This window comes from Halomonas elongata (genome assembly GCF_029081005.1).
Taxonomy (GTDB): Bacteria; Pseudomonadota; Gammaproteobacteria; order Pseudomonadales; family Halomonadaceae; genus Halomonas; species Halomonas elongata_B.
Genome location: NZ_JAJQTQ010000041.1, coordinates 1 through 22,095 on the forward strand (window position 1 = coordinate 1; position 22,095 = coordinate 22,095).

33 protein-coding genes and 2 tRNA genes are annotated in these 22,095 nt (G+C 59.3%); 5 read left to right on the forward strand and 30 right to left on the reverse strand.

Going from position 1 to position 22,095, the window contains the following annotated elements; genetic code table 11:
• The first annotated feature begins 154 nt into the window (after positions 1-154).
• The 3 genes from LU493_RS18600 (at position 155) to LU493_RS18610 (ending at position 1,658) form a co-directional block, all read left to right on the forward strand.
• The gene (locus tag LU493_RS18600; RefSeq protein WP_275289304.1) at positions 155-622 is read left to right on the forward strand and encodes a cupin domain-containing protein; all 468 of its coding nucleotides are present in this window, start codon (positions 155-157) and stop codon (positions 620-622) included.
• A 467-nt stretch (positions 623-1,089) separates the two neighbouring features.
• Positions 1,090-1,368 (forward strand): type II toxin-antitoxin system RelE/ParE family toxin, encoded by a 279-nt coding sequence (locus LU493_RS18605; protein WP_275289305.1) that lies wholly within the window; start codon positions 1,090-1,092, stop codon positions 1,366-1,368.
• A gap of 8 nt (positions 1,369-1,376) precedes the next feature.
• Positions 1,377-1,658 (forward strand): HigA family addiction module antitoxin, encoded by a 282-nt coding sequence (locus LU493_RS18610; RefSeq protein WP_275289306.1) that lies wholly within the window; start codon positions 1,377-1,379, stop codon positions 1,656-1,658.
• A gap of 1,102 nt (positions 1,659-2,760) precedes the next feature.
• Here the strand turns inward: LU493_RS18610 and LU493_RS18615 are convergent.
• Positions 2,761-3,195, reverse strand: a complete 435-nt coding sequence (locus tag LU493_RS18615) for a type II toxin-antitoxin system death-on-curing family toxin (RefSeq protein WP_275289307.1) — start codon at positions 3,193-3,195, stop codon at positions 2,761-2,763.
• A 7-nt stretch (positions 3,196-3,202) separates the two neighbouring features.
• Positions 3,203-3,373, reverse strand: coding sequence for a hypothetical protein (locus tag LU493_RS18620; protein ID WP_275289308.1), 171 nt, complete (start codon positions 3,371-3,373; stop codon positions 3,203-3,205).
• A 586-nt stretch (positions 3,374-3,959) separates the two neighbouring features.
• Between LU493_RS18620 and LU493_RS18625 the strand changes: the two genes are divergently transcribed.
• Complete coding sequence (locus LU493_RS18625; protein ID WP_275289309.1) at positions 3,960-4,457, forward strand: YbjQ family protein; 498 nt, start codon at positions 3,960-3,962, stop codon at positions 4,455-4,457.
• Between the two features lie 16 nt (positions 4,458-4,473).
• Here LU493_RS18625 and LU493_RS18630 read toward each other — a convergent pair whose 3' ends face one another.
• The 10 genes from LU493_RS18630 to LU493_RS18675 form a co-directional block, all read right to left on the reverse strand.
• Positions 4,474-4,884: a hypothetical protein gene (locus tag LU493_RS18630; protein ID WP_275289310.1), complete on the reverse strand. Its 411-nt coding sequence runs from the start codon at positions 4,882-4,884 to the stop codon at positions 4,474-4,476.
• Between the two features lie 6 nt (positions 4,885-4,890).
• Entirely contained in the window at positions 4,891-5,160 is a 270-nt protein-coding gene (locus LU493_RS18635; protein ID WP_275289311.1) for a hypothetical protein, read from the reverse strand.
• Positions 5,147-5,374 (reverse strand): hypothetical protein, encoded by a 228-nt coding sequence (locus LU493_RS18640; protein WP_275289312.1) that lies wholly within the window; start codon positions 5,372-5,374, stop codon positions 5,147-5,149. Before LU493_RS18640 ends, LU493_RS18635 begins: the two co-directional genes overlap by 14 nt.
• Positions 5,375-5,571: 197 nt before the next feature.
• Positions 5,572-5,838: a hypothetical protein gene (locus tag LU493_RS18645; RefSeq protein WP_275289313.1), complete on the reverse strand. Its 267-nt coding sequence runs from the start codon at positions 5,836-5,838 to the stop codon at positions 5,572-5,574.
• 22 nt (positions 5,839-5,860) lie between these two features.
• Positions 5,861-6,070, reverse strand: coding sequence for a hypothetical protein (locus LU493_RS18650; protein WP_275289314.1), 210 nt, complete (start codon positions 6,068-6,070; stop codon positions 5,861-5,863).
• Positions 6,067-6,471, reverse strand: a complete 405-nt coding sequence (locus LU493_RS18655) for a DUF5681 domain-containing protein (RefSeq protein ID WP_275289315.1) — start codon at positions 6,469-6,471, stop codon at positions 6,067-6,069. Before LU493_RS18655 ends, LU493_RS18650 begins: the two co-directional genes overlap by 4 nt.
• Before the next feature lie 230 nt (positions 6,472-6,701).
• Entirely contained in the window at positions 6,702-9,116 is a 2,415-nt protein-coding gene (locus LU493_RS18660) for a tape measure protein (protein ID WP_275289316.1), read from the reverse strand.
• Positions 9,117-9,126: 10 nt separating this feature from the next.
• On the reverse strand, positions 9,127-9,384 hold the full coding sequence (locus LU493_RS18665; protein WP_275289317.1) for a hypothetical protein: 258 nt from the start codon (positions 9,382-9,384) through the stop codon (positions 9,127-9,129).
• A gap of 8 nt (positions 9,385-9,392) precedes the next feature.
• On the reverse strand, positions 9,393-9,971 hold the full coding sequence (locus LU493_RS18670; protein WP_275289318.1) for a hypothetical protein: 579 nt from the start codon (positions 9,969-9,971) through the stop codon (positions 9,393-9,395).
• The gene (locus tag LU493_RS18675) at positions 9,968-10,147 is read right to left on the reverse strand and encodes a hypothetical protein (RefSeq protein ID WP_275289319.1); all 180 of its coding nucleotides are present in this window, start codon (positions 10,145-10,147) and stop codon (positions 9,968-9,970) included. Before LU493_RS18675 ends, LU493_RS18670 begins: the two co-directional genes overlap by 4 nt.
• Positions 10,148-10,668: 521 nt before the next feature.
• On the opposite strand from LU493_RS18675, the gene LU493_RS18680 reads away from it, so the two are divergent.
• The gene (locus tag LU493_RS18680; RefSeq protein ID WP_275289320.1) at positions 10,669-11,310 is read left to right on the forward strand and encodes a hypothetical protein; all 642 of its coding nucleotides are present in this window, start codon (positions 10,669-10,671) and stop codon (positions 11,308-11,310) included.
• A gap of 66 nt (positions 11,311-11,376) precedes the next feature.
• On the opposite strand, the gene LU493_RS18685 is transcribed toward LU493_RS18680, so the two are convergent.
• The 18 genes from LU493_RS18685 to LU493_RS18770 all read right to left on the reverse strand — a co-directional run bounded on the left by LU493_RS18685 (position 11,377) and on the right by LU493_RS18770 (position 21,996).
• Positions 11,377-11,853 carry a hypothetical protein gene (locus LU493_RS18685; RefSeq protein ID WP_275289321.1) on the reverse strand — a complete coding sequence of 159 codons (477 nt, stop codon included), beginning with the start codon at positions 11,851-11,853 and terminating at the stop codon, positions 11,377-11,379.
• Between the two features lie 88 nt (positions 11,854-11,941).
• The gene (locus LU493_RS18690) at positions 11,942-12,307 is read right to left on the reverse strand and encodes a hypothetical protein (RefSeq protein WP_275289322.1); all 366 of its coding nucleotides are present in this window, start codon (positions 12,305-12,307) and stop codon (positions 11,942-11,944) included.
• 250 nt (positions 12,308-12,557) lie between these two features.
• Positions 12,558-12,968 (reverse strand): hypothetical protein, encoded by a 411-nt coding sequence (locus LU493_RS18695; protein ID WP_275289323.1) that lies wholly within the window; start codon positions 12,966-12,968, stop codon positions 12,558-12,560.
• 4 nt (positions 12,969-12,972) lie between these two features.
• A complete protein-coding gene (locus LU493_RS18700; RefSeq protein WP_275289324.1) occupies positions 12,973-13,140 on the reverse strand; it encodes a hypothetical protein in 168 nt (55 codons plus the stop codon).
• Complete coding sequence (locus LU493_RS18705; RefSeq protein ID WP_275289325.1) at positions 13,133-13,396, reverse strand: hypothetical protein; 264 nt, start codon at positions 13,394-13,396, stop codon at positions 13,133-13,135. Before LU493_RS18705 ends, LU493_RS18700 begins: the two co-directional genes overlap by 8 nt.
• Positions 13,393-13,596 carry a hypothetical protein gene (locus LU493_RS18710; protein ID WP_275289326.1) on the reverse strand — a complete coding sequence of 68 codons (204 nt, stop codon included), beginning with the start codon at positions 13,594-13,596 and terminating at the stop codon, positions 13,393-13,395. Before LU493_RS18710 ends, LU493_RS18705 begins: the two co-directional genes overlap by 4 nt.
• Positions 13,597-14,047: 451 nt before the next feature.
• Positions 14,048-14,713, reverse strand: a complete 666-nt coding sequence (locus LU493_RS18715; RefSeq protein ID WP_275289327.1) for a KilA-N domain-containing protein — start codon at positions 14,711-14,713, stop codon at positions 14,048-14,050.
• Complete coding sequence (locus tag LU493_RS18720) at positions 14,713-14,964, reverse strand: helix-turn-helix domain-containing protein (protein ID WP_275289328.1); 252 nt, start codon at positions 14,962-14,964, stop codon at positions 14,713-14,715. The genes LU493_RS18715 and LU493_RS18720 overlap by 1 nt, the downstream gene beginning before the upstream one ends.
• Positions 14,961-15,158 carry a helix-turn-helix transcriptional regulator gene (locus tag LU493_RS18725; protein WP_275289329.1) on the reverse strand — a complete coding sequence of 66 codons (198 nt, stop codon included), beginning with the start codon at positions 15,156-15,158 and terminating at the stop codon, positions 14,961-14,963. Before LU493_RS18725 ends, LU493_RS18720 begins: the two co-directional genes overlap by 4 nt.
• A 137-nt stretch (positions 15,159-15,295) precedes the next feature.
• The gene (locus LU493_RS18730; protein WP_275289330.1) at positions 15,296-16,228 is read right to left on the reverse strand and encodes a DUF6387 family protein; all 933 of its coding nucleotides are present in this window, start codon (positions 16,226-16,228) and stop codon (positions 15,296-15,298) included.
• Between the two features lie 107 nt (positions 16,229-16,335).
• On the reverse strand, positions 16,336-17,580 hold the full coding sequence (locus LU493_RS18735; protein WP_275289331.1) for a tyrosine-type recombinase/integrase: 1,245 nt from the start codon (positions 17,578-17,580) through the stop codon (positions 16,336-16,338).
• Between the two features lie 148 nt (positions 17,581-17,728).
• Positions 17,729-17,816, reverse strand: a tRNA-Ser gene (locus LU493_RS18740).
• 137 nt (positions 17,817-17,953) lie between these two features.
• Entirely contained in the window at positions 17,954-18,466 is a 513-nt protein-coding gene (locus tag LU493_RS18745) for a YiiD C-terminal domain-containing protein (protein WP_275289336.1), read from the reverse strand.
• On the reverse strand, positions 18,466-19,026 hold the full coding sequence (locus tag LU493_RS18750; RefSeq protein ID WP_275289332.1) for a nitroreductase family protein: 561 nt from the start codon (positions 19,024-19,026) through the stop codon (positions 18,466-18,468). The genes LU493_RS18745 and LU493_RS18750 overlap by 1 nt, the downstream gene beginning before the upstream one ends.
• Before the next feature lie 96 nt (positions 19,027-19,122).
• On the reverse strand, positions 19,123-19,956 hold the full coding sequence (gene queF / locus LU493_RS18755) for an NADPH-dependent 7-cyano-7-deazaguanine reductase QueF (RefSeq protein ID WP_275289333.1): 834 nt from the start codon (positions 19,954-19,956) through the stop codon (positions 19,123-19,125).
• A complete protein-coding gene (locus LU493_RS18760; protein ID WP_275289334.1) occupies positions 19,956-20,729 on the reverse strand; it encodes an ABC transporter permease in 774 nt (257 codons plus the stop codon). The genes queF and LU493_RS18760 overlap by 1 nt, the downstream gene beginning before the upstream one ends.
• On the reverse strand, positions 20,726-21,682 hold the full coding sequence (locus LU493_RS18765) for an ABC transporter ATP-binding protein (RefSeq protein WP_275289335.1): 957 nt from the start codon (positions 21,680-21,682) through the stop codon (positions 20,726-20,728). The genes LU493_RS18760 and LU493_RS18765 overlap by 4 nt, the downstream gene beginning before the upstream one ends.
• Before the next feature lie 239 nt (positions 21,683-21,921).
• Positions 21,922-21,996, reverse strand: a tRNA-Gly gene (locus tag LU493_RS18770).
• Between the last annotated feature and the right edge of the window lie 99 nt (positions 21,997-22,095).

The following is a 22,095-nucleotide window of genomic DNA, read 5'->3' on the forward strand; positions in this document are numbered from 1 at the left end:
AGCGTCCTGCCATGCATCACCTATGCAGCTGCGGCATGGTGCACATTAGTAAATTCGACTTTTCGGACAAAACCTAGAAGATTCCACGACGCTTCCCTACCCTTCCCTATGACCATGACAACCATTACACAAGGAGAGCAGCATGGAGGGAGACATGAGCGATGGTCCTACACAGCCCGCCCTCGACCCTGAGCGCCTGGAACCGCGCATGGGGTCCTCCTATCCGGAGCCTTGGGGCTCGGCCTGCAGCAACCGCGAGAAGCGAGCCCTTGGTGACCCGTTAGGGCTCACCGCATTCGGCGTCAACCTGGTTCGATTGCCACCGGGCGCGCCCTCTTCCCAGCGCCACTGGCACAGCCACGAGGATGAGTTCGTCTACGTGCTGGAAGGTGAGCTGACCCTTATCACCGACGCCGGTGAACAAGTACTGACACCTGGCATGGTCGCTGCCTTTCCCGCCGGCAAGGCAGATGGCCACCACATGGTGAACAAGAGCCGTGCTTGGGCGACCTACCTCGAGGTTGGTAGCCGCCCGCCTGAAGACGAAGTTCACTACCCGGACATCGACCTCTTCCTGCCAGCGAAGGGCGGCTTCTGCCACAAGAACGGCGAGCCCTACTGACCGCTCCATTCGCTACCATGGCACCGGCTGAACCTCCTGAGGGGGAGCGGCTTGGCAACTTTCAGCATCGGGCAGACCCAGCAAAAACTGTAATTGGATGGCAGTGGTAGAGCCGGGTGAAACACGGGAAATCAATCGGCAAGGGCGGGCCTCAGAATCGGGTAGGGACCGAGGTCACCCCCGGCGCCCTCCCACACCACCGTACGTACCGTTCGGTAACGGCAGTTCATGAAGAACGAAGCCGTCTTACCGTATCAAGTACCGAGATCAGGCCTTGCTGCTCGAACCATCTCCTCGGCAGGGCCTGATTCATGTGCGAGGCGCCGGCATTCCACCAGGAACCTCGCCCATTTCCCGTTGACACCCTGGCGCGTTGGTCGCTCAGACCCAACGCCAGGAATCTCCAGCGGCGGGTTCGTGGGCATTTATCCTTTGCGCATCGTATAGTGAAGCTATACACTACTCATATGATCAAGAGCTTCCGACACAAAGGCCTGCGCAAGTTCTTCGAGACAGGCTCAACCGCTGGTATTCAGGCCAAGCACGCGACCAAACTACAAATCCAGCTCACCGCGCTGGATAGCGCGAAGGGCCCTGAAGACATGAATGCGCCAGGCTGGAAGCTGCATCCACTCAAGGGCAGCTTGAGCGGACACTGGACCATCACCGTCAACGGGAACTGGCGACTCACTTTCACCTTTGATGGCGAGGACGCCATCTTGGTGGACTATCAGGATTATCACTAGGAGGTCGCATGAACCGCATGCATAACCCCGCACACCCCGGTGCCGTGTTGCGTGAGTACGTCGGCGACATCTCGGTCACCGAGGCCGCCAAGCGCCTTGGCGTAACCCGCGCGGCGCTTTCTCGTATCCTCAACGGCAACGCCGGTATCTCGGCAGATATGGCGCTGCGCCTTGAGCAGGCCCTTGGCACCAGCGCCGAGATGTGGCTGGAGATGCAACTCAAGTACGAGCTGTGGCAAGCGTCACAACTCCCCCGCGCTCACGTAGAGCCTTTGCACGCAGCAAGCTGACAACCCTCCCGCTCTTTACGGCGCTATGTGGCCGCGTCGGACAGTCTGCCGCCAATGGCTGACAGTATGGAAGCCCGGCTTTTCCAAGCGCATGATCTCGACGTTGACAAGATCCCTGGCAACCTTCGGCATCTCGATCCCACCTCCTACCCGCCCAAAATATCGTTATTGGATGATGTTGGGTGATACAAGCGAGGAAGGCGGAAACGGCCTATTAACCCGGCAAGCTTTTATGTCGGGTTAATCGCGGCACAGGGAAGTGCCGCCACCGGCCGTCAGGCCGGCGCGAGCTCGCGCCACACCAGAAGATCCACGCATCTGCGCCAGCGTGGTGCGGGCGACAATCAAATAGATCAGGACGATCTATTGGATTGCCAGGTTAATAGTGGCGAGAGCTGGAATCGAAAAAGCCGCCTCGGAGGGCGGCTTGATCTACTGTTCTGGCGGAGGGGGAGTCTTCGATACACACCAACAAATCAGAAAGTTAAATACGCACTTTCAATCTATCCCACCACCGACCCGCCCAAGATGATGTGATCGGGTGATATCTCATGATACATGGTTAATGGACGCAAAAGTGCGTTCATCCCCCAAGGGGGAGAATCGAGTTCCTGCCCTTTCGGCTGGCCGGGTGGCTAATGTGATCACGACTCACATTTGAGCCGGCCTTTTCTCCATTTGGAATGGATCAATACCTAGCGGGGCCACATCGGTCGTGACCCGTCATGCAGATCTGCATAACGGGCCTTACCTGGAGTAACCCCTTGCCCTGGGCGTAGCGGCAACCGGCGCATTTTTGCGCTGGTCGAGGCCCGGTGCAATTTCCGTTGCATCGCCCGGCCAGGAAAAGCGCGGGATGTTGGCGGTTATAAGCCATTGATTTAAAAGCAAAGCGCAATTTTACGCCCCGCCATTTCTCCGGTTTCAAACCGGGAAATTGTGTCACGGTGCCACGTTTTGCGGTTTCAAACCGGAAAACCTGTCTCGGAGACAGAATTACCGATAATCAACGGGTTACAGGCGTTGCGATGATCGTCGCATCGGCCCGACCTTCTCGCGGATGACCAGCACCCTAGTGCCATATGGCGCGGGGTCGGGGCCATCAATCATTCAGCTTCGAAGTGTCATACTCTCGTGACCAGTAGGCCAGCCAGTCGGCAAACTCTTCATCACTGTATTCATGTGTGGCCAGGCCGAGATACATGGCGACCACCTCATCTCCTGGCGCAGTCAATTCCCAACCGTTAATCATCAGAAAGTCAAAAACGCAGCCGGCAGCCGTGCGCTTGTTCGCATTGGCGAAGCAGTGATTGCCCACCAAGGCCGACCCCAGCACAGCAGCTAGAGTGAAAATATCTTCTGTCTGAGCGTAGGACCGATGCTGGGCTGGCCGACACTGAGCACTTTCCAGGCCGGCCTGATTGATGATTGCGTGAGGCTCGTTGGGTGTGAGTTCGAGCATCCTGCGATTCATGCTTACGATGTCGCATACCGGCAGAAAACGAATACCTGAATGCTGATCGTCGCAGGATGACACGATATGCTCAGACCTTAGCCAGCTCTCGGTAGGCTTTTTCGTAGCGTGCGAACGAGCGTTCGCGCACCTTCTCAAGCTGGGCATGGTGGTCTCCCAGGCACGGACGGGCCTTGACCTCTTCACCAGCCTTGCGCCGGGGGATCACGAGCCGCTCTTGCTTTGTAAGTGCCTGATTCATATAACCTCCAAGCAGCAGCTTTGGGATAGGAAAGCCCCTGACGTGAATCGCCAAGGGCCTAGCTGCTGTGACTGAAGTTTAAGGCATTGCTAAGCACCCTTCAACACAATGCATACCGCTGCGTCACGTCCGGTACCGACACGCTGCAAAACGGTCAGTCCAGCTGACTAGGGCTTCAGCCCGATGGCGCTGGCCACCCTGGACAGAGTGTCTCAAGGCTACTCTGTACGATTGGCCCTCTTCGAGACGGTCGGTTCGACCGTCTCGGCGTTGCGTTTCGTCGTTTCATGCCGTCGGCGCAAGAATGCGCTGGCGGTGAAAGGCCGGGATTCCGGCTTTAAGGGGAAGATCGTCCCCTTTTCGGTCAGCCACTCCCCGGCATCAGGGTGGTGTCGGCGAAAAGGTGGGAATCCCCACCTTTTAGGGACTGCAGAAACTCAGCGGCCCAGGTCAGGCACAGTCATGATGAGTGACGACCTGGTGCCAATGCCGGCTGAGACTTCAGCTCAGTCCCAACCTTCCAGCCACACAACAACTTGCTCTATCCTGCCCTAGCAACCATTGAGCGCACGCATAGGGAGAAGGTATGGCTAAATGCGACATTTGCGGGACCAAGGTCGGCTTCCTAGACACTCGCTGCACCGACTGCATGGAGAAAAGAAACCAAGAGATACGCGAAAAACGCAACATGCCCGATGCAAGCGAGGCCCGCCAAGAAGCAGAACAAGCAGCATTGGACCTCACAGTGACGACCGCGCCATCGCTCGAGGGTCAGCGTGTCGTCAAGACAATCGACATCGTGACAGCCGAGTGCGTTTTCGGCATGAACGTGCTCCGCGACATGTTCGCCGGAATATCTGACTTCTTCGGTGGGCGCAACCAGTCATCTCAGAAAGTCCTCCGCGACGCACGCGTGACGTGCCTCAACGAACTGCGGCGGGAAGCAGTGGCCGTGGGCGGGAATGCCGTGATTGCGGTTGATCTGGACTACAGCGAGTTCTCGGGCGGAGGAAAGTCGATGCTATTCCTGGTCGCCAGCGGCACAGCGGTAGTGGTCGAGCCGCTGGAGGCGGCTGTAGAGTGACGCCGCGACCAGCAGGCTACCGAGAGCGGTAATTCCTTCGCAGTATGCCGCGAATCTCCGGCTTGGCTTCCTCGAAGCCCTTCTCCAGGAAGCCAGGCTCCCCATTTGGGGACCAGTAGTTGCCTCGACTTCTGCCATTCTTCTTCGGACGTGGCTGACCCTTGAGCTTGCCTGGGGCCTCATGCACGGCGGCGGCATATTTCGCGGTATACACCACCGCCCCTCGACTACCAGACGGCCCTGTTACAACCGGCAAACGAGAGCGGCTGCTGATCAGGTTAGACGAATCTACTGGTGTCAGATTGACGGCATAGCCCTCGCCGGCAATCAGGATCTCGGTTACGGCCTTCTCAGTGACCGGACCTCGGATCTTCATCGACAAGCGCCGCATATTGCGCCGGACATTGCGCCCGCCTCGACTCGGCATGGTCTTCTACTCCCTTTCGGTCAGTTGCTCGCCGATCACCACTCTGTCCTGACCATAGGCACTCTCGACCTTGGCGCTGTGGCGCTCCCAGCAGGCTTCTACACTCTCACCCGCCTGGCGGTGCGTCGTAATACCTTCGGCTGTATATCCGACCACACGAAGCCTCTCGGTGCCTCGCGCCCCCGGTGCCAAGATGATATGGCGCACATTCACGTCATCACCGCCATGCTGGCTCTCCAGGGCTTCCAGGCGCTTCATCAGATCACGATTGGACATACAGCTCCCCTCGGTCACGCGCGTCCAGTATGGCCCTCAGCGACTCGATAGAAACCCGCGTCAGCCATTCCTTGACGGTCTCACCACCCATCGGCTCCGGCGCTTCCAGGCCAAGCTCGAGAATGGCGTGATACGTGCGGCTCGGATCTTGATCGTCGGCTGTGCTGCTCTGTTGTTCCAGGCGCTCGATACGCTTCATCACATCACGCTGCATCGCCCATCACCTTCCGATATACCCGCTCGGCTTCATCCGATGGCACGCTTCTGCGCCGCATCATCGGAGGGGCTCCGCCCCGGTCGAGCATGTCTCGGTACTGCTGGGCCGCATCGTGCGGGCAGCCTGTTGGCTCGTAACAGACGGCCCCGCCATTGGGGCCAGTCCGTGTTGCCTCTAGCGCCTCGAGGCGTTGGTTAATCCGGGAGCGTGTCATAGTAGTCCCCAGCCTGCTGGCCGCTGTTCGCCTTCAGGCCTTGGGCAGCTTGCAGCTCGGCAATGTCAGCCCTCTGGCGCTTATCCTTCTCGGCGAATTCGGCAAGCTTGTGGCTCATCTCGTCGATGCCGGACAGAAGCGTGTTCTGGATCTCTTGAAGGATCTCTTCATCACTGAGTTCCTGGTCAGGCACGTTGTGCATCGGTTGCGGCGTGGCGCCCGGCACATTTCCAATGAAGTAACGCATTGCTTATCCCCTACACTGATCTTCACTGCTCTAAGTGGATCGACGCCTTGGCGCCGAAGTTTTCCGCGAGACGCTCGGCGCGTGCTTTGACGGCCTCCGGTGTCGCGTCGTTGATCCGAGCCAGGCATTCGCCATCCAGCTCGATTCGTGCAAAGAAGCGCCGCTCCAGGGGCTCACCCCATCGCTTGCGCTGCAGGTGCCTGGCCATCCATTCATATCTCTTGTTGGTCATTGATCCCCCTTAGCCTCCAGCGCATCGAGTCGGCGCTGTATGTCATCGACCTCCTGCACCTTCACCAGCGAGCCGATGGCGTCGATCAGTGAGCGCCCGGTCTGTGGGTCGATGTCGCCTCGAGATACGGCGTCCAGGATGTCGTTGGCCTTGTCAGTCAGAGTCTCGCCATGCATCTCGAAGCGCACCGGCTCAGCAGCAGAACGATAAGCCGGAATAGCGCGGTCGATGCATAGCTTGAGCGCCTGAGCATCGCCATCCAGAGCCAGCTCTACCGCCTTCTCCACCAAGGCATCGCCATGCTTATCCAAGGCCTTACGCCAGCGTGTGCGAGCATCCTTTATGCCCTTAGGTCGCCCTCGTGGGTTTCCGCTTTGACCGGGCTTGTACTTCGTCGTCATCCTGTTCTTTTCCTGCTCTGATCAGACAGGCTGGCGCCCATAACGCCGGTCCATTTCGTGGCGGTGATACCCCAGCCGGCGAAGATCTCTATCAAGCTCACCTCGACGGATCATGTCTTTAATCTCGCCGCGAACCATTCGGCGCAGCGATAGCTTGAGCTTCAGTCGATCTACTAAGGCCCCGAAAAGTGGCTGAGTGGATGTTTGCTGACTCACCATACCTATATCCTTCAAGTTGATTGGCGGCGTGCGCCGAACTTGCGCATGGGACGGTCCATTTCACCGCTCGAGAACATGTCGCGAACGGTTCTCCTGATAAACAAATCAACCTGGCGCGACCCATCGGGACGGCGGGATTCTTGCCGCGACACTTGAGAGTCGCCATCGGTGTGGACGTTGACGACCACGCTTGAGCCGACGGGCGATGATGACGCCCCACCGCCCACCAGCCCGCCATTGAGATAACCTCGCGTGTTCTTCAGCTTCTCGAGCATGGGTAGCATGCCTGGCTGCTCCACCACGTCCTTGGGCATGACGTACTCGCCACGGTGCACAACGCCGGCAATGTCGTGCTTGCCCCCGGCACCGGTGTAGCCGCCGTCGGCAAATCCCAAGAAACTGCCAGAGCTGGACGCCCCGTAGGCCGAAGCAAACATTCCACCACCACCGGCGAACAGACCTCCCGCAAAGCTTCCGATCATGCCGCCCCAGTCGATACCACTCAGGGCATCGGTCGCCGGCTCCGTGATGCTCTTACGGATCATGAGGCGCTGGATGTCTTTGGCGATGCCCTGGAGAACCTCGCGGAAGCTCTCACCCTCGACAATCGCGTCCTCGAATGCCGACGTGAAGGTCAGCCCAAGCTCGCGGGCCGCGTCGCTCGTCTTGTCGATCTGCTCGGCGCTCTCTGGGCTGAAGCCGTAGGCGTCCTGCCAGTTCTTGTCGCTTCGCTTCGATTCCTGGAGGCGTTCCCATGACTCCAGGTACCGGTCTATACCGATCTTGCCCTTCATCAGGGCTGCTTGAAGTAGGATCTGCTCTTTCCGATATTGGCGCTGCGCGGCTTCCACCGGGAAAAGCTGGTCTTCCAAGGCTTGGAGGCTGCTAGCAAATTCCTCGGCCCGGCGCGCGGCTTCCTTAGCGGCTTTTTTGGCTGCATCTGATTGCCGCTGTATTGGGCCGCCATCGTCACCGTTCCCAGCATTACCCAGGTCATCCAGGGATGACTTCAAGTCATCGATGTCTGATTGCGTGTCCCGAGATTCTTCACTGATCTCCTGCAAGCGTCGAAGATGAGGGGCTCGCTCTTCAGAACCGCGTCCCACGAGGGACTGCCGGTAGGGGCCGGGAACGTTATGGGCGTTGTTTACTTCCTCGATTGAGGAGCGCGCCTCATCTGCCTCGACCTTCAGCTCCGCCATTCTGGACTTCAGCTTGGCAATGCCGTTCTCGAGTGCTGCACGGCTATTGCGATCGATAGACTCGGTGAGGTCATCAACTGCCTGCTCGGCGCGCCGAGACGGCGCCAGCATCTCTTCCAACTCGTCGTTGTAGGAGATCAGTGCCGTAACAGCGATGGCCACAACCCCCGCAGGGCCGCCAAGCAGCATCATCGCGTTCTTGAGGCCGCGAACTGCCACGGCAGCGGTTGCGGCACGAGCTCCCATGGTGCTGTATGCAGCGGATAAGGTCTGCGCCCCAGCCGCAGCAGCGGCTTTCTTCGCAATTGCAGCCCCCAGGGCCTGCACAAGTCGGACACCAATGGCTGTGCTTGCCATGGCAACCAGTGCTGCCACTTCATCCAAGTGCTGCGAAAGGACGACGATGGCATCTCCAGACTCTTGGACAATGGTCGTGACGGCACCCGACTCACCTACAAAGCGCATCATGTTGTCTGATGCGTCCTGCCAGCTCTGGCTGAAGGTCCGTTGCGTGTCGGCAAACTCGGTATCGATGTAGTCGCCGACTTTCAGAAGGGCGTTGAAGACTCGCTCAGAACTGAGTTCGCCTTCTTGGCCCATGATCTTCAATTGATCCGAGGTTGTACCCATGCCTTTGGCGATAGCTTCAGCAAGGCCTGGGGTCTGCTCGAGGATCGAGTTCATCTCTTGGCCGGCTGCCGAGAAATTGCCCGACATGGCCTGGCCGAACTGAGTAACGGCGCCCTCCGCCGCCTGGGCCGAAACCCCGGAGAGGGCTACAGCCTTGGCAACAGTTTCCGTGACTTGGTAGACCTCTTCCTGGCTCCGCCTCAGCGTGCGGTTCGTTCGAGCCAGCTTGGAATAGAGGTCTACCGTGCCTTCGAAGGAATTGCGCGACTCCTTGGCGATGGCAAAGGTCCGCTCGACCGAATCGTTGTACTCTCGCTGAGTATCCGAGACGATCTTCAGCTTGTTGGTGACAGCCGTCCAAGCATCGGCATACTGCACGACCCGCTGAACAGCCATAGCCCCGGCGACAGCGGTGACGATGGTTTTCAGCTCACCTAGCGAACTGTTGACGTTCTGGACCGACTTGTCGGTACGGTCGAAGCTTTTCCCCATCCGCTTCGTACTGCGGTTTACGTCTCGTTCCGCGTCCAGCAGGGCTTCGGTCTTGGCATCGACCGTGTAACTGATCCCGCCGATGTCGCCATCAATCGCCATGAACTCTCCTTTAGTGCAGGGCTATACCTTCGCCCGCTGATTGCCGAACCTCAGCCCCCACGCCATCTGTCGGCACAAGCTCAGCCAGCCGCTCCATGATGAGCTGGTAGTCGTCGCCATCCATCTTCTGGGTGTCCAGGTCGAGGTTGGCCATGGCGACTACTACGCAGGAGAGGGATACCTGGAGCTCGTGAAGGCCAGGGCTATTCATCCAAGCCAGGTCTTCCAGGTGCTTCATGACTGTGGCTATGTCGAAGGGATAATCCATGCCGGGCCTCAGTTGAGCTGATGCTTGTCTTCGAAGTAGCCGCCAAAACCTCGGGAAGCCATGGCCGCCACGGTCTGGCAGTGCTGCATCATGCCGGCGCCGACCTCCTGAAGCTGGGGCGATACGGGGGCACCAAGCTGCATGTCTTCCACCGCGTCATGGGCCTTGGCCTCACTCAGCACCCTGGTGCCTTGTCGATGGAGCTCGAACGCTTCGCTGCGTGACTCCTGGTATTCCTCGATAGCCGCTTCAAGCGCCTTCCACGCATCACTGGCCTTGGCGGCAGCCTGGCTAGCCCGATCCATCAACTCGCCATGCTTCTCGCGCAACGGGCCAAGCTGCGTCACGGCCTCCTCAACCTTGGCATCAGGCAATCGAGCTTCCAGGGCCTGGCGCTCCACGCGAAGGCGCCGGGCAAGACGCTCGGCTTGGAGATGCTGCTCCTCGAGTGCATCCACATCACCGCCATTCACGATGGCCTGGCTCAACTCCTGATCGAAGTCGCGTGCATCGAATTCCGCTTGCTCCTGGGCGATCTCTTCCAGTCGCGTCTTGATCTGCTCCACAGTCATGGTCTTCTGGCTCATCGTGCTGGTGCCTCCTGGCGCTGGTGACGTTCATGCAGGTCGATCAGGTGCCGGGCTGCATCCACGTCGCCATTCTTGGCGGCGCCTCGCAGCAGCTCGAAGTATCCGGCTACCTCTTTCTTGGTGGGCCATACGTTGCGGCCCCTGGGACGGCGTGACGGTGTGGCTGCGCTCATGCCGGGAACCTCTTTGATGGACCATCTGCACGGCAGCGGCGGCCAGCGGTGAAGGCTGTGATGCGGTCGGCACGCTCCAGACACCGGGCGGCCCGCTTACGAGCCAGTGAGCCGCCTGAAAGCTCAGCAACCCGATAGGCTTGGATGTCTTCGCGCAGAGACTCAAGCTCTCGCCGGACTGGCGTGTCTTGCTCCCACGTTGGCCACCTGGTTGATTCCAATACCGCTACCGCTCGGTCGATCATTCGTCGCTACCTGCTCCTGAGTCGGGTTAGGTGCCTATCAGCATAGCATTTTTGGGCGGATATTTGGGCGGATAAAACAAAATTTAATCAAAAATGTACTGTTTTTGCTGAACAAGAAGCGGACTATATCTCCGCCACACACACAAAATCCCACTCGATGGCGGGATTCTGTGGTCGCGGTGAACACGGGTGGTACGGCACGGGCTACTAAGGCACTATGCCTAGGCCGGTATATGCCGGGAATTTCATAAAAACTAGCTATATAGGGAACTTAGGATGAAAAAAGCGATTCTTGCCTTGGTCGCCACTACCACTCTTGTCGGGTGTGCAGGAAGGATTGACTATGCCCCTCCATCACAGCCGCCGGCATCTACGGACAACATGGTCACAATAAACAAGCCAAAATCCGAAGTGTGGGAGGAGAGCATCCCAAGCATTGGGAAAAGCTACTTTGTTATCAACAACCTGGACAAGGATTCCGGGCTGATAAACATCAGCTTTTCAGGTGACCCCGAAAAGTATATTGACTGCGGGACTGTAGAGTCTTACGTCATGAACGCACGTGGCGAAAGGACTTACAGATTCCCAGCAGCACGAGCCAATACGAGATACGAAGCCATGACAAATGGTATGCTGCTGGGGTTCAATCGCTCAATGTCTCTTGATGGAAGAATTAATCTCATATTTGAAGAAATCGGCCCAGATTCAACCAGGGTGACTGCTAACACCCGCTATGTGGTCAATAGAACCAATCAAGTCACTCGTGCGTCAGACAACCTCACACACACTTCAAAGGATAGCATCTCGTTTAGCTCTGGCGAGAAGGCGTCATTCCCCCCTAATGCAGATGGGGAATCCACAACTTGCGTGCCCAACGGTGACTTAGAAAGAGACGTTCTGTCTGCAATTCAGGGCTAGGCCCTTTGAACCTCCCATTCCAAGCCGGGCCAAGCGCCCGGCATTAAGCGGGGTTCTCGTAGAGGATCAGTGCAACGGCTCGAGTGGCGTGGTGCGGTGCTGAGTTGTGATCCCTAGCGCTTTGGTGTAGTCCATCAGCACTTCTTCACTCGTGCCCAGTACCTGGGCCAGATCTACCAGCCGGTAGGATGGAAAGCCCTCCTCATTAATGCCGGCGGGCTTCAAGCTCGAATAGATCTCCTCTGTGCCGTCGCTCAACTTCGCCAGGATCGGCGCTCGCAGGAACATTGGATGGTTCTCGTCGCAGGCCAATTGGATGATCGACTCGGCGTCGTTTGGCACTACATCGCCGTAGAACCGACGGCGTGCCGCGTGTTCGATGTTGGCCAGCAAGTCGGCAACAGGGTCTGCCAGCGGGCTCTCCAAGTGCCCCGGTGACAAAGCTAGCTGGTGAGCGGCCCATACTTGGCCAGGCGTCAGGTGGCCAATGCCACGGCCCTGCTCGTCGGCTTCGGTGATGCTGGCGCGGGTGATCGTCGTCATGGTGGATACCTCTATTCGGTCGCCTGTTCTATGTCTGTTCTGAACAGGGCCCGCATCAACGGGCCTGCTGTCGTCGTGGTGGTCAGGTTCATGCTGACGGCTCGGGCGATGGCTCGTGCCGCTCGAGAATCTTCCCCAGGCTCTCGACCAGCCTCGCCGCTTCATCGTCCTGGGTGCGCTCTCTGTGCTGCACCAGGTCTGTCATCAAGGCCATCAGCAGCCAGTGAGTGTCGTCGTCCATGCTGGGCTCGCAGTGCCCCAGCTCGTGGACGCCTGTGTCTTCACGGACATCGGCCTCATCGCCGAAGACGGTGACGCACCGCATGCAGCGCACCCGGTTGGGCATCCATTTGCCGTCGTCGTCCTTCACCAGGTGGTGGGCGCCAACGTCGCCCTTGCCGCAGATGTCACACTCGGCTCTGTGGTGCTGACGGAAATCGACCACTTTGCTCATGATTCGACCTCTCAAGCGTTCTTCCCCCTGCTGTAGCCGCCATAAATAGGCCATAGGGGGTGGTAAACTAGTAGGGTCTTCAAAAATTGAAGCCGTAACACGCTCAAAAACCCCGGTTTCGCTTCAAAAATTGATGCCTTATTGATCCTGGAGCTGCGAGCTAACCGGAGAAGGCTTCAAAAAATGAAGCGTTATTGAGGGCAAGGCTTCAAAAATTGAAGACGGTAAAAATCGAATGACGGGTGGTCCATCACCCGCCACCCGCCTTTGGGAGCTTCCGGGGAGCAACATCCGTATCCTTCACCTCGAGATCCTTCCCGGGGCATGGATCGATGCGAAACCAAGTGAGGGCATACAAGGCGCAACGCGCCCCGACACGCCCCTTCCAGTTTGTCCTGGTCTTGATGATCAGGTTGCGTTCCTGAAGCTCCTTGAGCGCCTTGGTAAGCGTTGCCGGCGCCATGCCGCCCCACTCCTTCATGGTCTTTTCCGTGGCGGACAGGTTGCCGTTATTCTTGCCGTTGTACTGGTTACCCAAGGCCATCAGTACCTTCATGGCACTCGGCGACGCTTCCCGGAAGTCGGGATGCTCCATCAGGGGCTTGGGCAGGCTCAGGTGCCCGCCCCGCCAATTCATGTCCGGACGGCGCTTCTGTGCCATAGGCTCACCGCCGCGCCGTGTCGAGTCGTTCCAGCAGCTTCTCGACCCGATCCTCGTAGGCCATCAACAGCCACAGCCCGACGCTCGCCTTTCCGAGATACTTGGCTCGAGCGATGTCGTCGCGGATGTCAGCCCTCAGGCGGGCCAGTTCTAGATCGATGCGGTTATCCATGGCTCGAGCCCTCCCGCTTCATCTTGTCGATCAAGCTGACGTGATCGGTGTGGAAGTCGCCCGCCTCCAGTTCCGCCTTGTCGCAAGCCATGGAGGCAAGACGACGGGCATACTCGATGTCACCAGGCCTGGAGGCGTTGGCCAGCATCAGCTCTACAGCCTTGAACGTGGCCGCAGCATTCCCGAGAAGCTCACTCGCCAGGCTGAGTTGATCGGCGTGGTCTTCTGCCATCTCGATAAGGTCGCGCCGGTTCATGACTGCACCTCCTGCCCAGCATTGATGTCCTGGATGCGTTTGAGGTGGTCGCTGATGTTCTCCATCAGCCCGCACATAATCTCGTCCGACAAGAGGTTGTGCTCCTCTTGGCCACCGAAGTGGTCAACCAGCAATTCAGCGAGTGCCCATGCCTGACGGGCGTGTGTGTCGATGTGATCGGCTTTGGTGATATAGCTCATGACATCGCCCCCTCGCCGCGTGCAGCGGCTTCAAAGGCGCGAGCTTTGTCCATGTGCCGGTTATATCGGCGCAGCCGGACGCGGGCACTGGAATCGGAGAACAGAGCGGCGCGGGCCATGGCGCGGTGAGCGCTGGCGCGTGCAGACGGATTGCGGGTAAGGAATAGGCGAGATGCCATCGGTGACGCTCCTTTCTGTTTGGAGTCGTCCCCGGATGCCGCCAAGCATCGGATGGGGGCGACTGTACGCAAGTTGGCGGACCGGCCAGAAAGGACACCGGCATGCCCGAAGGCATCTCGCGCACAGCCGCCATAACGCATAGCGGGCACAAAAAAAGCGCCTGCTATGAGAGGGGCGCTTATGCGCCTTTCTGGATTCGATCCGCCAAGATCGGCTGACGATTTTGCGCCAGCACTTGGATCATAGCCGGGGGCACTGAGGAAGGTCAACATCATGCAGCACCTTCCTCGAGGCGCGGCCTCAGTGACTGTTCAACATACTCGGTGAGCTTTTCCTTCCGCTCCTGGTAGCTCAACCCCTGCCCCATCAGGAAGGTGTCGCGCTGCTCAACCATGGCCACTAAGCGCAACTCACTCGGCGTCAGGGCATCACGATCGACACCCGCGAACTGGCCAAACAGCACGCCATTGATCAACTTGGCCTCGTTCATGAAGTGATGGCGCTTCGACTCTTTCCCCTGAGCCTGACGGCTCATGTTGAGCGCGTCGCACATGCCCCGGTAACCAATAGCGGCGGAATCTCGAAGTTCCTGCCAATTATCCTGATTACCATGGACCAGGCTCTTGATCTGCTGATCACACCACACGGCAAAATCAACCGACAGCCAGCGAGCAAATACCACCGCCAAGTCGGGATGAATCCAGGTGCCACCGTTGCGTCCTCGAGTGGTGCTCACCAAATTACCAGATCCTCTGGTATTTAGATGACGGGCCATAGCCGCCAGGTATTCCTGGGTCTCTGGTAACGCCAGCCAGTCATTGGGACGCTTCCCAAAGCGTCGGGCGGCTTCAGTGGCATTGATCCAGCCCAGCGAATTAAACCGGACTGACTGGCCTTGATAATCCAAAGGGACGACATTCGCTTTACGTGATTGCATTAAGCCGCCCTCCCGTCTTCTGTCGGCAGGTAATAAAGTGCGACGCGGGTATGGGGGCGGCCCCAAGGATCGAGCACGTCTTGGAGATGCGTGCGGATGTCATGGCCTTCGCCGCGCAGTTCGTTGATGCGGGCGCCAGGGCGCATGATATTCAACTCCTGCATCAACTCTACGGTCGTAGCAGGGGCTTCCTGCAACCGGGCCAAAATTCGAGATCGCTGGGATCTAGCACTAGTATCGGTGATCTTCATGCCGCTGCCTCCCGTTCGGCTTCCCAAGCTTCGAGGTCAGCAAGGCGCCAGCGGGTGCAATTCGGCCCGAGCTTTACGGGTGAGGGGAATGAATTGGACTTGTCTCGTGTCCAGCGGTAGATCGTATTGACGGTTACGTCGCAGCGTTGCGCCACGGCTTTGACGGCCAGCCATTCGCGGGTTGCTTCAGCCATGCTCGATACCTCATGTCATGCGATAGGTTTACATGAGGCATCGTGAACTGGCTTTGGCTTGTATAAACTGCCAGTGGCAGAAAAAAATATTGCATGTCGCCCTCATATTCTGAGTTCGACATGCAATATAGCTATGATCAAGATTGCATGCTTTCCATCTCTGCTGCTTTTGCAGTGAGGTCTCCAATATAACCATCTTCGACTCGCTTGATAAAACCGCCCACAGTCTTGGATGGCATCATGTCTACCTCTCCATATCGCCCATCTGGAAAGAGCGCATTAGCCAGGCACTTCTTGGTGATGGTGGAGTTTGTAAGATGGCACCATGACATCAGGTCGGCATAGGCAGCCACGCGGTAATCAAATAGCTTCCTGACATCCGCATATCTAGCTGACGCGCCCTCGCTGAAGCGTGGCCGAGACTTCAAATGCCTCTCAATCTTTTTAAGAACGGCGGGAATGGTCGGGTAATCACATACGTCAAGAAAATCAGATCCGTCACACGACCAAATTGGTATATCCCCTTGGAGTGAGCTTCGCACTTCGTCCAGGTCCCACCCGTTTTCCCTAGAAAGCCGCTGCGCCGTAGCCTCCAGCTCATCTAATATATCTTTATTTTCTTCCATCCAGTTCATAACATCCCACAGCGTCACTCGGCGAATTTCTTCTTGGTCCCTAGTAGGGGAGCCATCAAGAATTCGCTTGGCTTCTGCCAGGGTGGCCCGTTCAATATTGTTCTGCTCTTCGTATTCCCGCTTTCTAAACTCGGCATGATCTTTACCGTGGCGGATGCCGTCTTCGATATAAAAGATGTCGAGCATCATCTCTTTGTTCGTCCGGCGATAAGGCTCAGAAACAGACTTCGCCAGCCTGTCCATCACTCTCAACTTCGTCTCTTCAGCAAGCCGATCAGGACCAGCAATGCAGCTCACATACAGGAACCATGCTGTTGAAAGCCTGTCCTCGACTGCCCATGTGGCTTCGTGAGGGTCTTTATCCTCCCACTGCTCATATGGACGGATGTCGAACCATTCGGGAAGTTCGCTGACATCGCGGATCATCTTGCTCATCGCGCTACTCCTCACGCAGACTCCATCTATTTGGAGGCTGACCAGTGCGGTGGAGTTGCCGCACGTTCGGGAGCTACCCTAGGCCAGCCAAACGGTCCACGGCCTTTCTATGTGGCCGCGTGGTTGTCTCTGATCGGCGTTGCTGTCCCCGCCTTTGCCGGCTTGGTATCGATGAACTCGGCCCACTGCCCCATGAGCCGGGCCCGCTTGGCCAGCAGGTCACCGCGGCGATAGGCACCCTCTACGCCCTTCACAGCGTGTGCCAGCGCCATCTCGGCGATTGCGTTTGGCGTGCTGGTACGCTCGGCAGCCCAGTCGCGGAAAGTCGAGCGCATGCCATGCACAGTGGCCTGCACCCCCATGCGCCTCATCAGGGCGCTCATGGCCGCGTCGGACAGCTTGCCTCCTCGTGGAGCCGGAAACACGAGATCGTCACCACTCCCCTGGGGCTGGGCCTTGAGAAGCTTCACCGCTACATCGGACAGTGGGACGCGGTGTTCTTTGCCAGCCTTCATCCTTTCGCCAGGCACTACCCATAGGCGCTTCTCGAGGTCGATTTCCGACCAGGTGGCGCCACGGGCCTCGCCAGAGCGTGCAGCGGTCAATACGACGAACTCCAGGCAGCGGGCGGCATTGCCCTGGCGCTGCCGCAGATCGGCCATGAAGTCGTGCATGGCATCAATCGCCAGGGCGCGGTGGTGCTCGACCTTGGCAATCTTGTTTGGCGAAGGAAGCACGTTGCTGAGAACTCCTTTCCAGACTGCCGGATTGGAGCGCTGGCGGTATTCGCTGGTGATGGCGTAGTTGAGCACTGCCTCGATGCGCTGGCGAACGCGGGTCATCGTTTCGGTGCGCGATTCCCAATGCGGCTCGAGCACTTCCACGATATGGGAAAGCTCGATGTCATCGACGCTCATGTCACCGATAACGGGATAGGCGTACTGCTCGAGGGTGGATTGCCATTGCTTGCCGTGCTTCTTGTTGGTGGCCTCGGCCATCTTCTTGGCAATGACTCGCTCGGCGCATTCCTTGAAGGTGATGGCCTTGGCCTGCTCAGCCAGCAGAGCGCTACGGGCAGCCTTGCGCTCGGCCACCGGATCAATGCCCTCATAGCGAACCTTTCGGCGGATCTCGGCAGCATATTCCTTGGCCTGGGATAGCGTCATGCCCCGGGCGCTGCCAAGGCCGATCTCACGGCGTTTCGTGCCGATCCTGATGCGCAGCACCCACGAGCGTGAGCCCTTCTCGGTGATTTGGAGCTGAAGCCCTGGGACATGGCCGACGGTATGGAAGCCCGGCTTATCCAAGCGCTTGATCTCGACGTTGGTAAGATCCCTGGCAACCTTCGGCATTTTTATCCCACCTCCTATCCGCCCAAAATATTGTTATTGGATGATAGTTGATGATATTGGGTGATACAAGCAAGGAAGGCGGAAATGGCCTGGTGGCGGGGGTTAGACACGAAAAAGCCGCCTCAATGGGCGGCTTGATCTGCTGTTCTGGCGGAGGGGGAGGGATTCGAACCCTCGAAGCCTTTCGACTTACACACTTTCCAGGCGTGCTCCTTCGACCACTCGGACACCCCTCCGCATTGTCATTCTCGAATTCGGCACTGTGGCGCGACGCCCGAGAACTGCACCCTCTTTCTCTCAAGGACGGCGCGTATACTAGCGACTTAAGTCCGCGAATGCAAGCCGGTTTTCGGATTTTCGGGCGGCTCCGATGTCAGCCGTGCCGCTCGGGCAGCACGGCGTAGTCGCCCTGGGCCTCGAGGCAGAGGGTGTCACCGCACCACAGTCGCTGAACGAGGGCGATGCGTCCCTTGCCCCGGCGTTCCATGCTCTCGGCGAGGCGGGCGCTGCCCTCCTCGGCCTGGGGCGTGCAGGTCAGTCGGTAGTCGCCTGTCACCGGGGCGAGAAAGCGTTGCTGCGATTCGGCCACCACCACGTCCCGGTCGTACCCGTGACGACGCAGCCAGAGCGTGGCCCAGCACCAGCCCAGCAGAGTGGTCTGGGCCGCCAGGGCACCGCCGAAGCCGGTGCCCTTGTCGTTCAGGCTGGGCGTCAGCGCCAGCTGCCAGGTCAGGGCATCGTCGTCACGCGCCATGCTCTGGATGCCCAGCCGGCCCGCCAGCGGTATCGCCTGGAAGAGCCAGTCGAGGAAGACCGCCGGGGCGTCCTCCCCGCCCCGCTCGGGCAGCGGCAGGCGTGGATGGGCGATGCCGATGTTGCGTTCCATCACGACCAGCGCTCCACGAAGTCGGCCGGATCGTGTTCGGGCAGGGGGCGATGTCGGCCACCCAGTTGCCCCAGGTAGATGAAGCCGACCAGTTCGTCCTGTTCGTCGAGCCCGAGTCCCTTGCGCACGGTGGGATCGAAGGCGTATCGACCGGTGCGCCACATGGCGCCGAGCCCCTGGGCGTGGGCGGCCAGCAGCAGGCCATGAGCGGCACAGCCGGCAGAGAGCACCTGCTCCACGCGTGGCACCTTCGGCTCGTCGGGCGTGACGCGGGCGATCACGGCGATGATCATCGGTGCGCGCAGGGGTTTCTTGCGCGCGGCGTTCAGGACCGCGTCATCGATATGCGGGTCTTCACGGAACTCGGCTTCGGCGAACAGCTCGCCGAGCCGCTCGAGCCCGGCACCGGAGAACTCCACGAAGCGCCAGGGCCGCAGTTCCTTGTGGTCCGGGGCCCGCAGCGCGGCCCGATACAGGGCCTCGAGTTGTTCGGCCGAGGGCGCCGGCCCCGTCAGCTTGCCCATGGAGCCACGTTCGTGCAGCAGCGTCATTGCGTCCATCACGCGATCCTTACTTGTTCGAAAAAGCGGCCAGCAACGAGAAGAATTCTCGACACTCTACCAGTTCGACTCGAGCCTTGTATCTTGAATCCAGGATCACTGCCGGGCCAGACGCAACGGTGATGGCGGCCGTTCCCCCGGCGTGGCGCGCCAGGGGCTGATATCGAGCCCGCCGCGGCGCACATAGCGTGCCAGGACCAGCAACCGCTCGGGGCCGGCCTTCGCCATCAGATCGGTGAAGATGTGCTCGACGCAGTGCTCGTGGAAGTCCTGGTGCTGGCGATAGCCGACCAGGTAACGCAGCAGCCCCTCACGATCCAGTTTCGGGCCCCGATAGCGAATCATCACGCTGCCCCAGTCGGGCTGGCCGGTCACCGGACAGTTCGACTTGAGCAGGTGCGAGTGCAGGGTCTCCTCGACGATCGCCTCCCCCACCGCCAGATGCTCGGCACTGGGGGTATAGTCAGAAATCTCGACATCCAGGTCGTCGATGCTCTCTCCGGGCAGGGCGCGTGGTGTCAGCGCCGGATCATCCACGCCGAAGACTTCGACCCCGACCGGCGCCCCGGCCGCTTCGGAGAGGTCATGTTCCAGGGCCCGAGTCACTTGCTCGGTCGAGTCGAAGCGGCTCTGGTTGAAGCCATTGAGATAGAGTTTCCAGGACTTGGACTCGATCAGTCGCGGCGACGTCGCCGGCAGCCGAAAGCGCGCCACGGCGACGATCGGCTTGCCCCTGGCGTTGAGCCACGACAGCTCGAAGGCATGCCACTCGTCCTCGCCGACAAACGGCAAGGCGCCCTCTTCGATGCCCAGCGGCGCGCGATTGACGGCCCGCTCGATGGGATAGAGCAGGCCGGCATCATACTGCTCGGGATAGGCGGACTCGCGCCCCAGGGGCGCATCGACCAGGGAGTCGGGACGATCGTTCATCAGCTGCGGATCCCCTTGCCATTCTCCAGCATCCACAACGCCACGGCGAACAGCGCCACGATGAAGCCGAGGATGGCGGCCAATGCCCAGCCCACCGGAATGTCGGAAACGCCGAGAAAGCCGTAGCGGAAGACGTTGACCATGTAGAGAATGGGATTGAGCATCGAGGCGCCCTGCCAGAAGGCCGGCAGCAGCGAGATCGAATAGAACACCCCGCCGAGGTAGGTCAGCGGCGTCAGTACGAAGGTCGGCACGATGGAGATGTCGTCGAACTTCTTGCCCAGCAGGGCGTTGATGAAGCCGCCCGTGGCGAACAGCGCCGCGGTGAGCACCACCACGCCGACGGTCAGCAGCGGATGCGCCACCTCGAGACGCGTGAAGAACAGCGACACGACGGTGACGATGATGCCGACGCCGAGCCCCCGCGCCATGCCGCCCAGGATGAAGCCCGCGAGAATCACCCAGTTGGGCATCGGCGAGACCATCATCTCCTCCACGCTGCGCTGGAACTTGTTGGAGAAGAAACTGGAAGCCACGTTGGAGTAGCTGTTGGTGATCACCGACATCATGATCAGGCCCGGGACGATGAAGTCCATGTAGGTGTAGCCGTCCATCTCGCCGATGCGCGAGCCGATCAGGTTGCCGAAGATGATGAAATACATCGCCATGGTGATCGACGGCGGCAGCAGCGTCTGCGGCCAGATCCGCGTGAATCGCTTGATCTCCTTGATCACCAGGGTCCATAGCGCAATGGCGGTCTGTGTGGCATTCATCCGCGTACCTCCGTGTCCTGATCAGTGGCGCCCTGGCCTTCCTCCACCATGGAGACGAACATCTCCTCCAGCCGGTTGGCTCGATTGCGCATCGACATCACCTCGATGCCCTGCTCTCCCAAGGCCTCGAAGACGTCGTTGAGCCGCTGACCGCGATGCACCATCACCGAGAGCTGGGCGCCATCAACCTGGCGGACCTCGAAGCCATCGATATGCGGCGCCTCTTTGACCGGATGGGCCAGGTCGAACAGGAAGGTCTCGGTATTCAGCTCGGCGAGCAGGTCGCGCACGCTGGTATCGCGGACGATACGCCCGTGGTTGATGATGCCGACATGGCGGCACAGGCTCTCGGCTTCTTCCAGATAGTGGGTGGTCAGGATGATGGTCGTCCCTTCCACCTCGTTGATATATCGCATGTACTCCCACATGCTGCGCCGCAACTCGATATCCACGCCGGCCGTCGGCTCATCGAGGATCAGCAGTCTGGGACGGTGCATCAGGGCACGGGCGATCATCAGGCGTCGCTTCATGCCGCCGGACAGCATCCGCGCGCTGCCGTTGCGCTTGTCCCACAGGCCCAGGTCACGCAGCAGCTGCTCGGCCCGGGGCAGTGCCTCGCGCCGCGACATGCCGTAGTACCCCGCCTGGGCCAGGATGATGTCGATGACCTTCTCGAACTGGTTGAAGTTGAATTCCTGGGGCACCACACCGAGGTGGTACTTGGCGCGTGCGAAGTCGGTATCGATGTCGATGCCGAAGATCGACACCTTGCCGTCGGTCTTCTGCACCAGCGAGCAGACCACCCCCAGGGTGGTCGACTTGCCCGCGCCATTGGGGCCCAACAGGGCATAGAAATCCCCCTGGGCAACGTCGAGGTCGATGCCCTTGAGGGCCTGAAAGCCATTGCCGTAGACCTTGGTCAGGCCACGGATGGACAGCGCCGGTTCGGCCATGAGCGATCCTTCGAAGCTGGGTGGATAACACCTGGATGGATAACACCAAGGTGCGAAGACATTGGGGCACACCCCGATGGGTTCAAGTAGCCCGCGAACCATATCACTGACGGAAGCTCGAAGCTCGAAGCTCGAAGCTCGAAGCTCGAAGCTCGAAGCCAGTATGATCACACGCAGGAGCACGACCCGACACAAGCGTGTCAGCGCATCAAAAAGGAGGTTCTATCGCAGACACAATCTGGAGCGGGAAACGAGATTCGAACTCGCGACCCTCGCCTTGGCAAGGCGATGCTCTACCACTGAGCTATTCCCGCATATTGTGGTGTGTCGACGTTGCGAGGTGGCGTCCCATAGGGGGTTCGAACCCCTGTTACCGCCGTGAAAGGGCGGTGTCCTGGACCACTAGACGAATG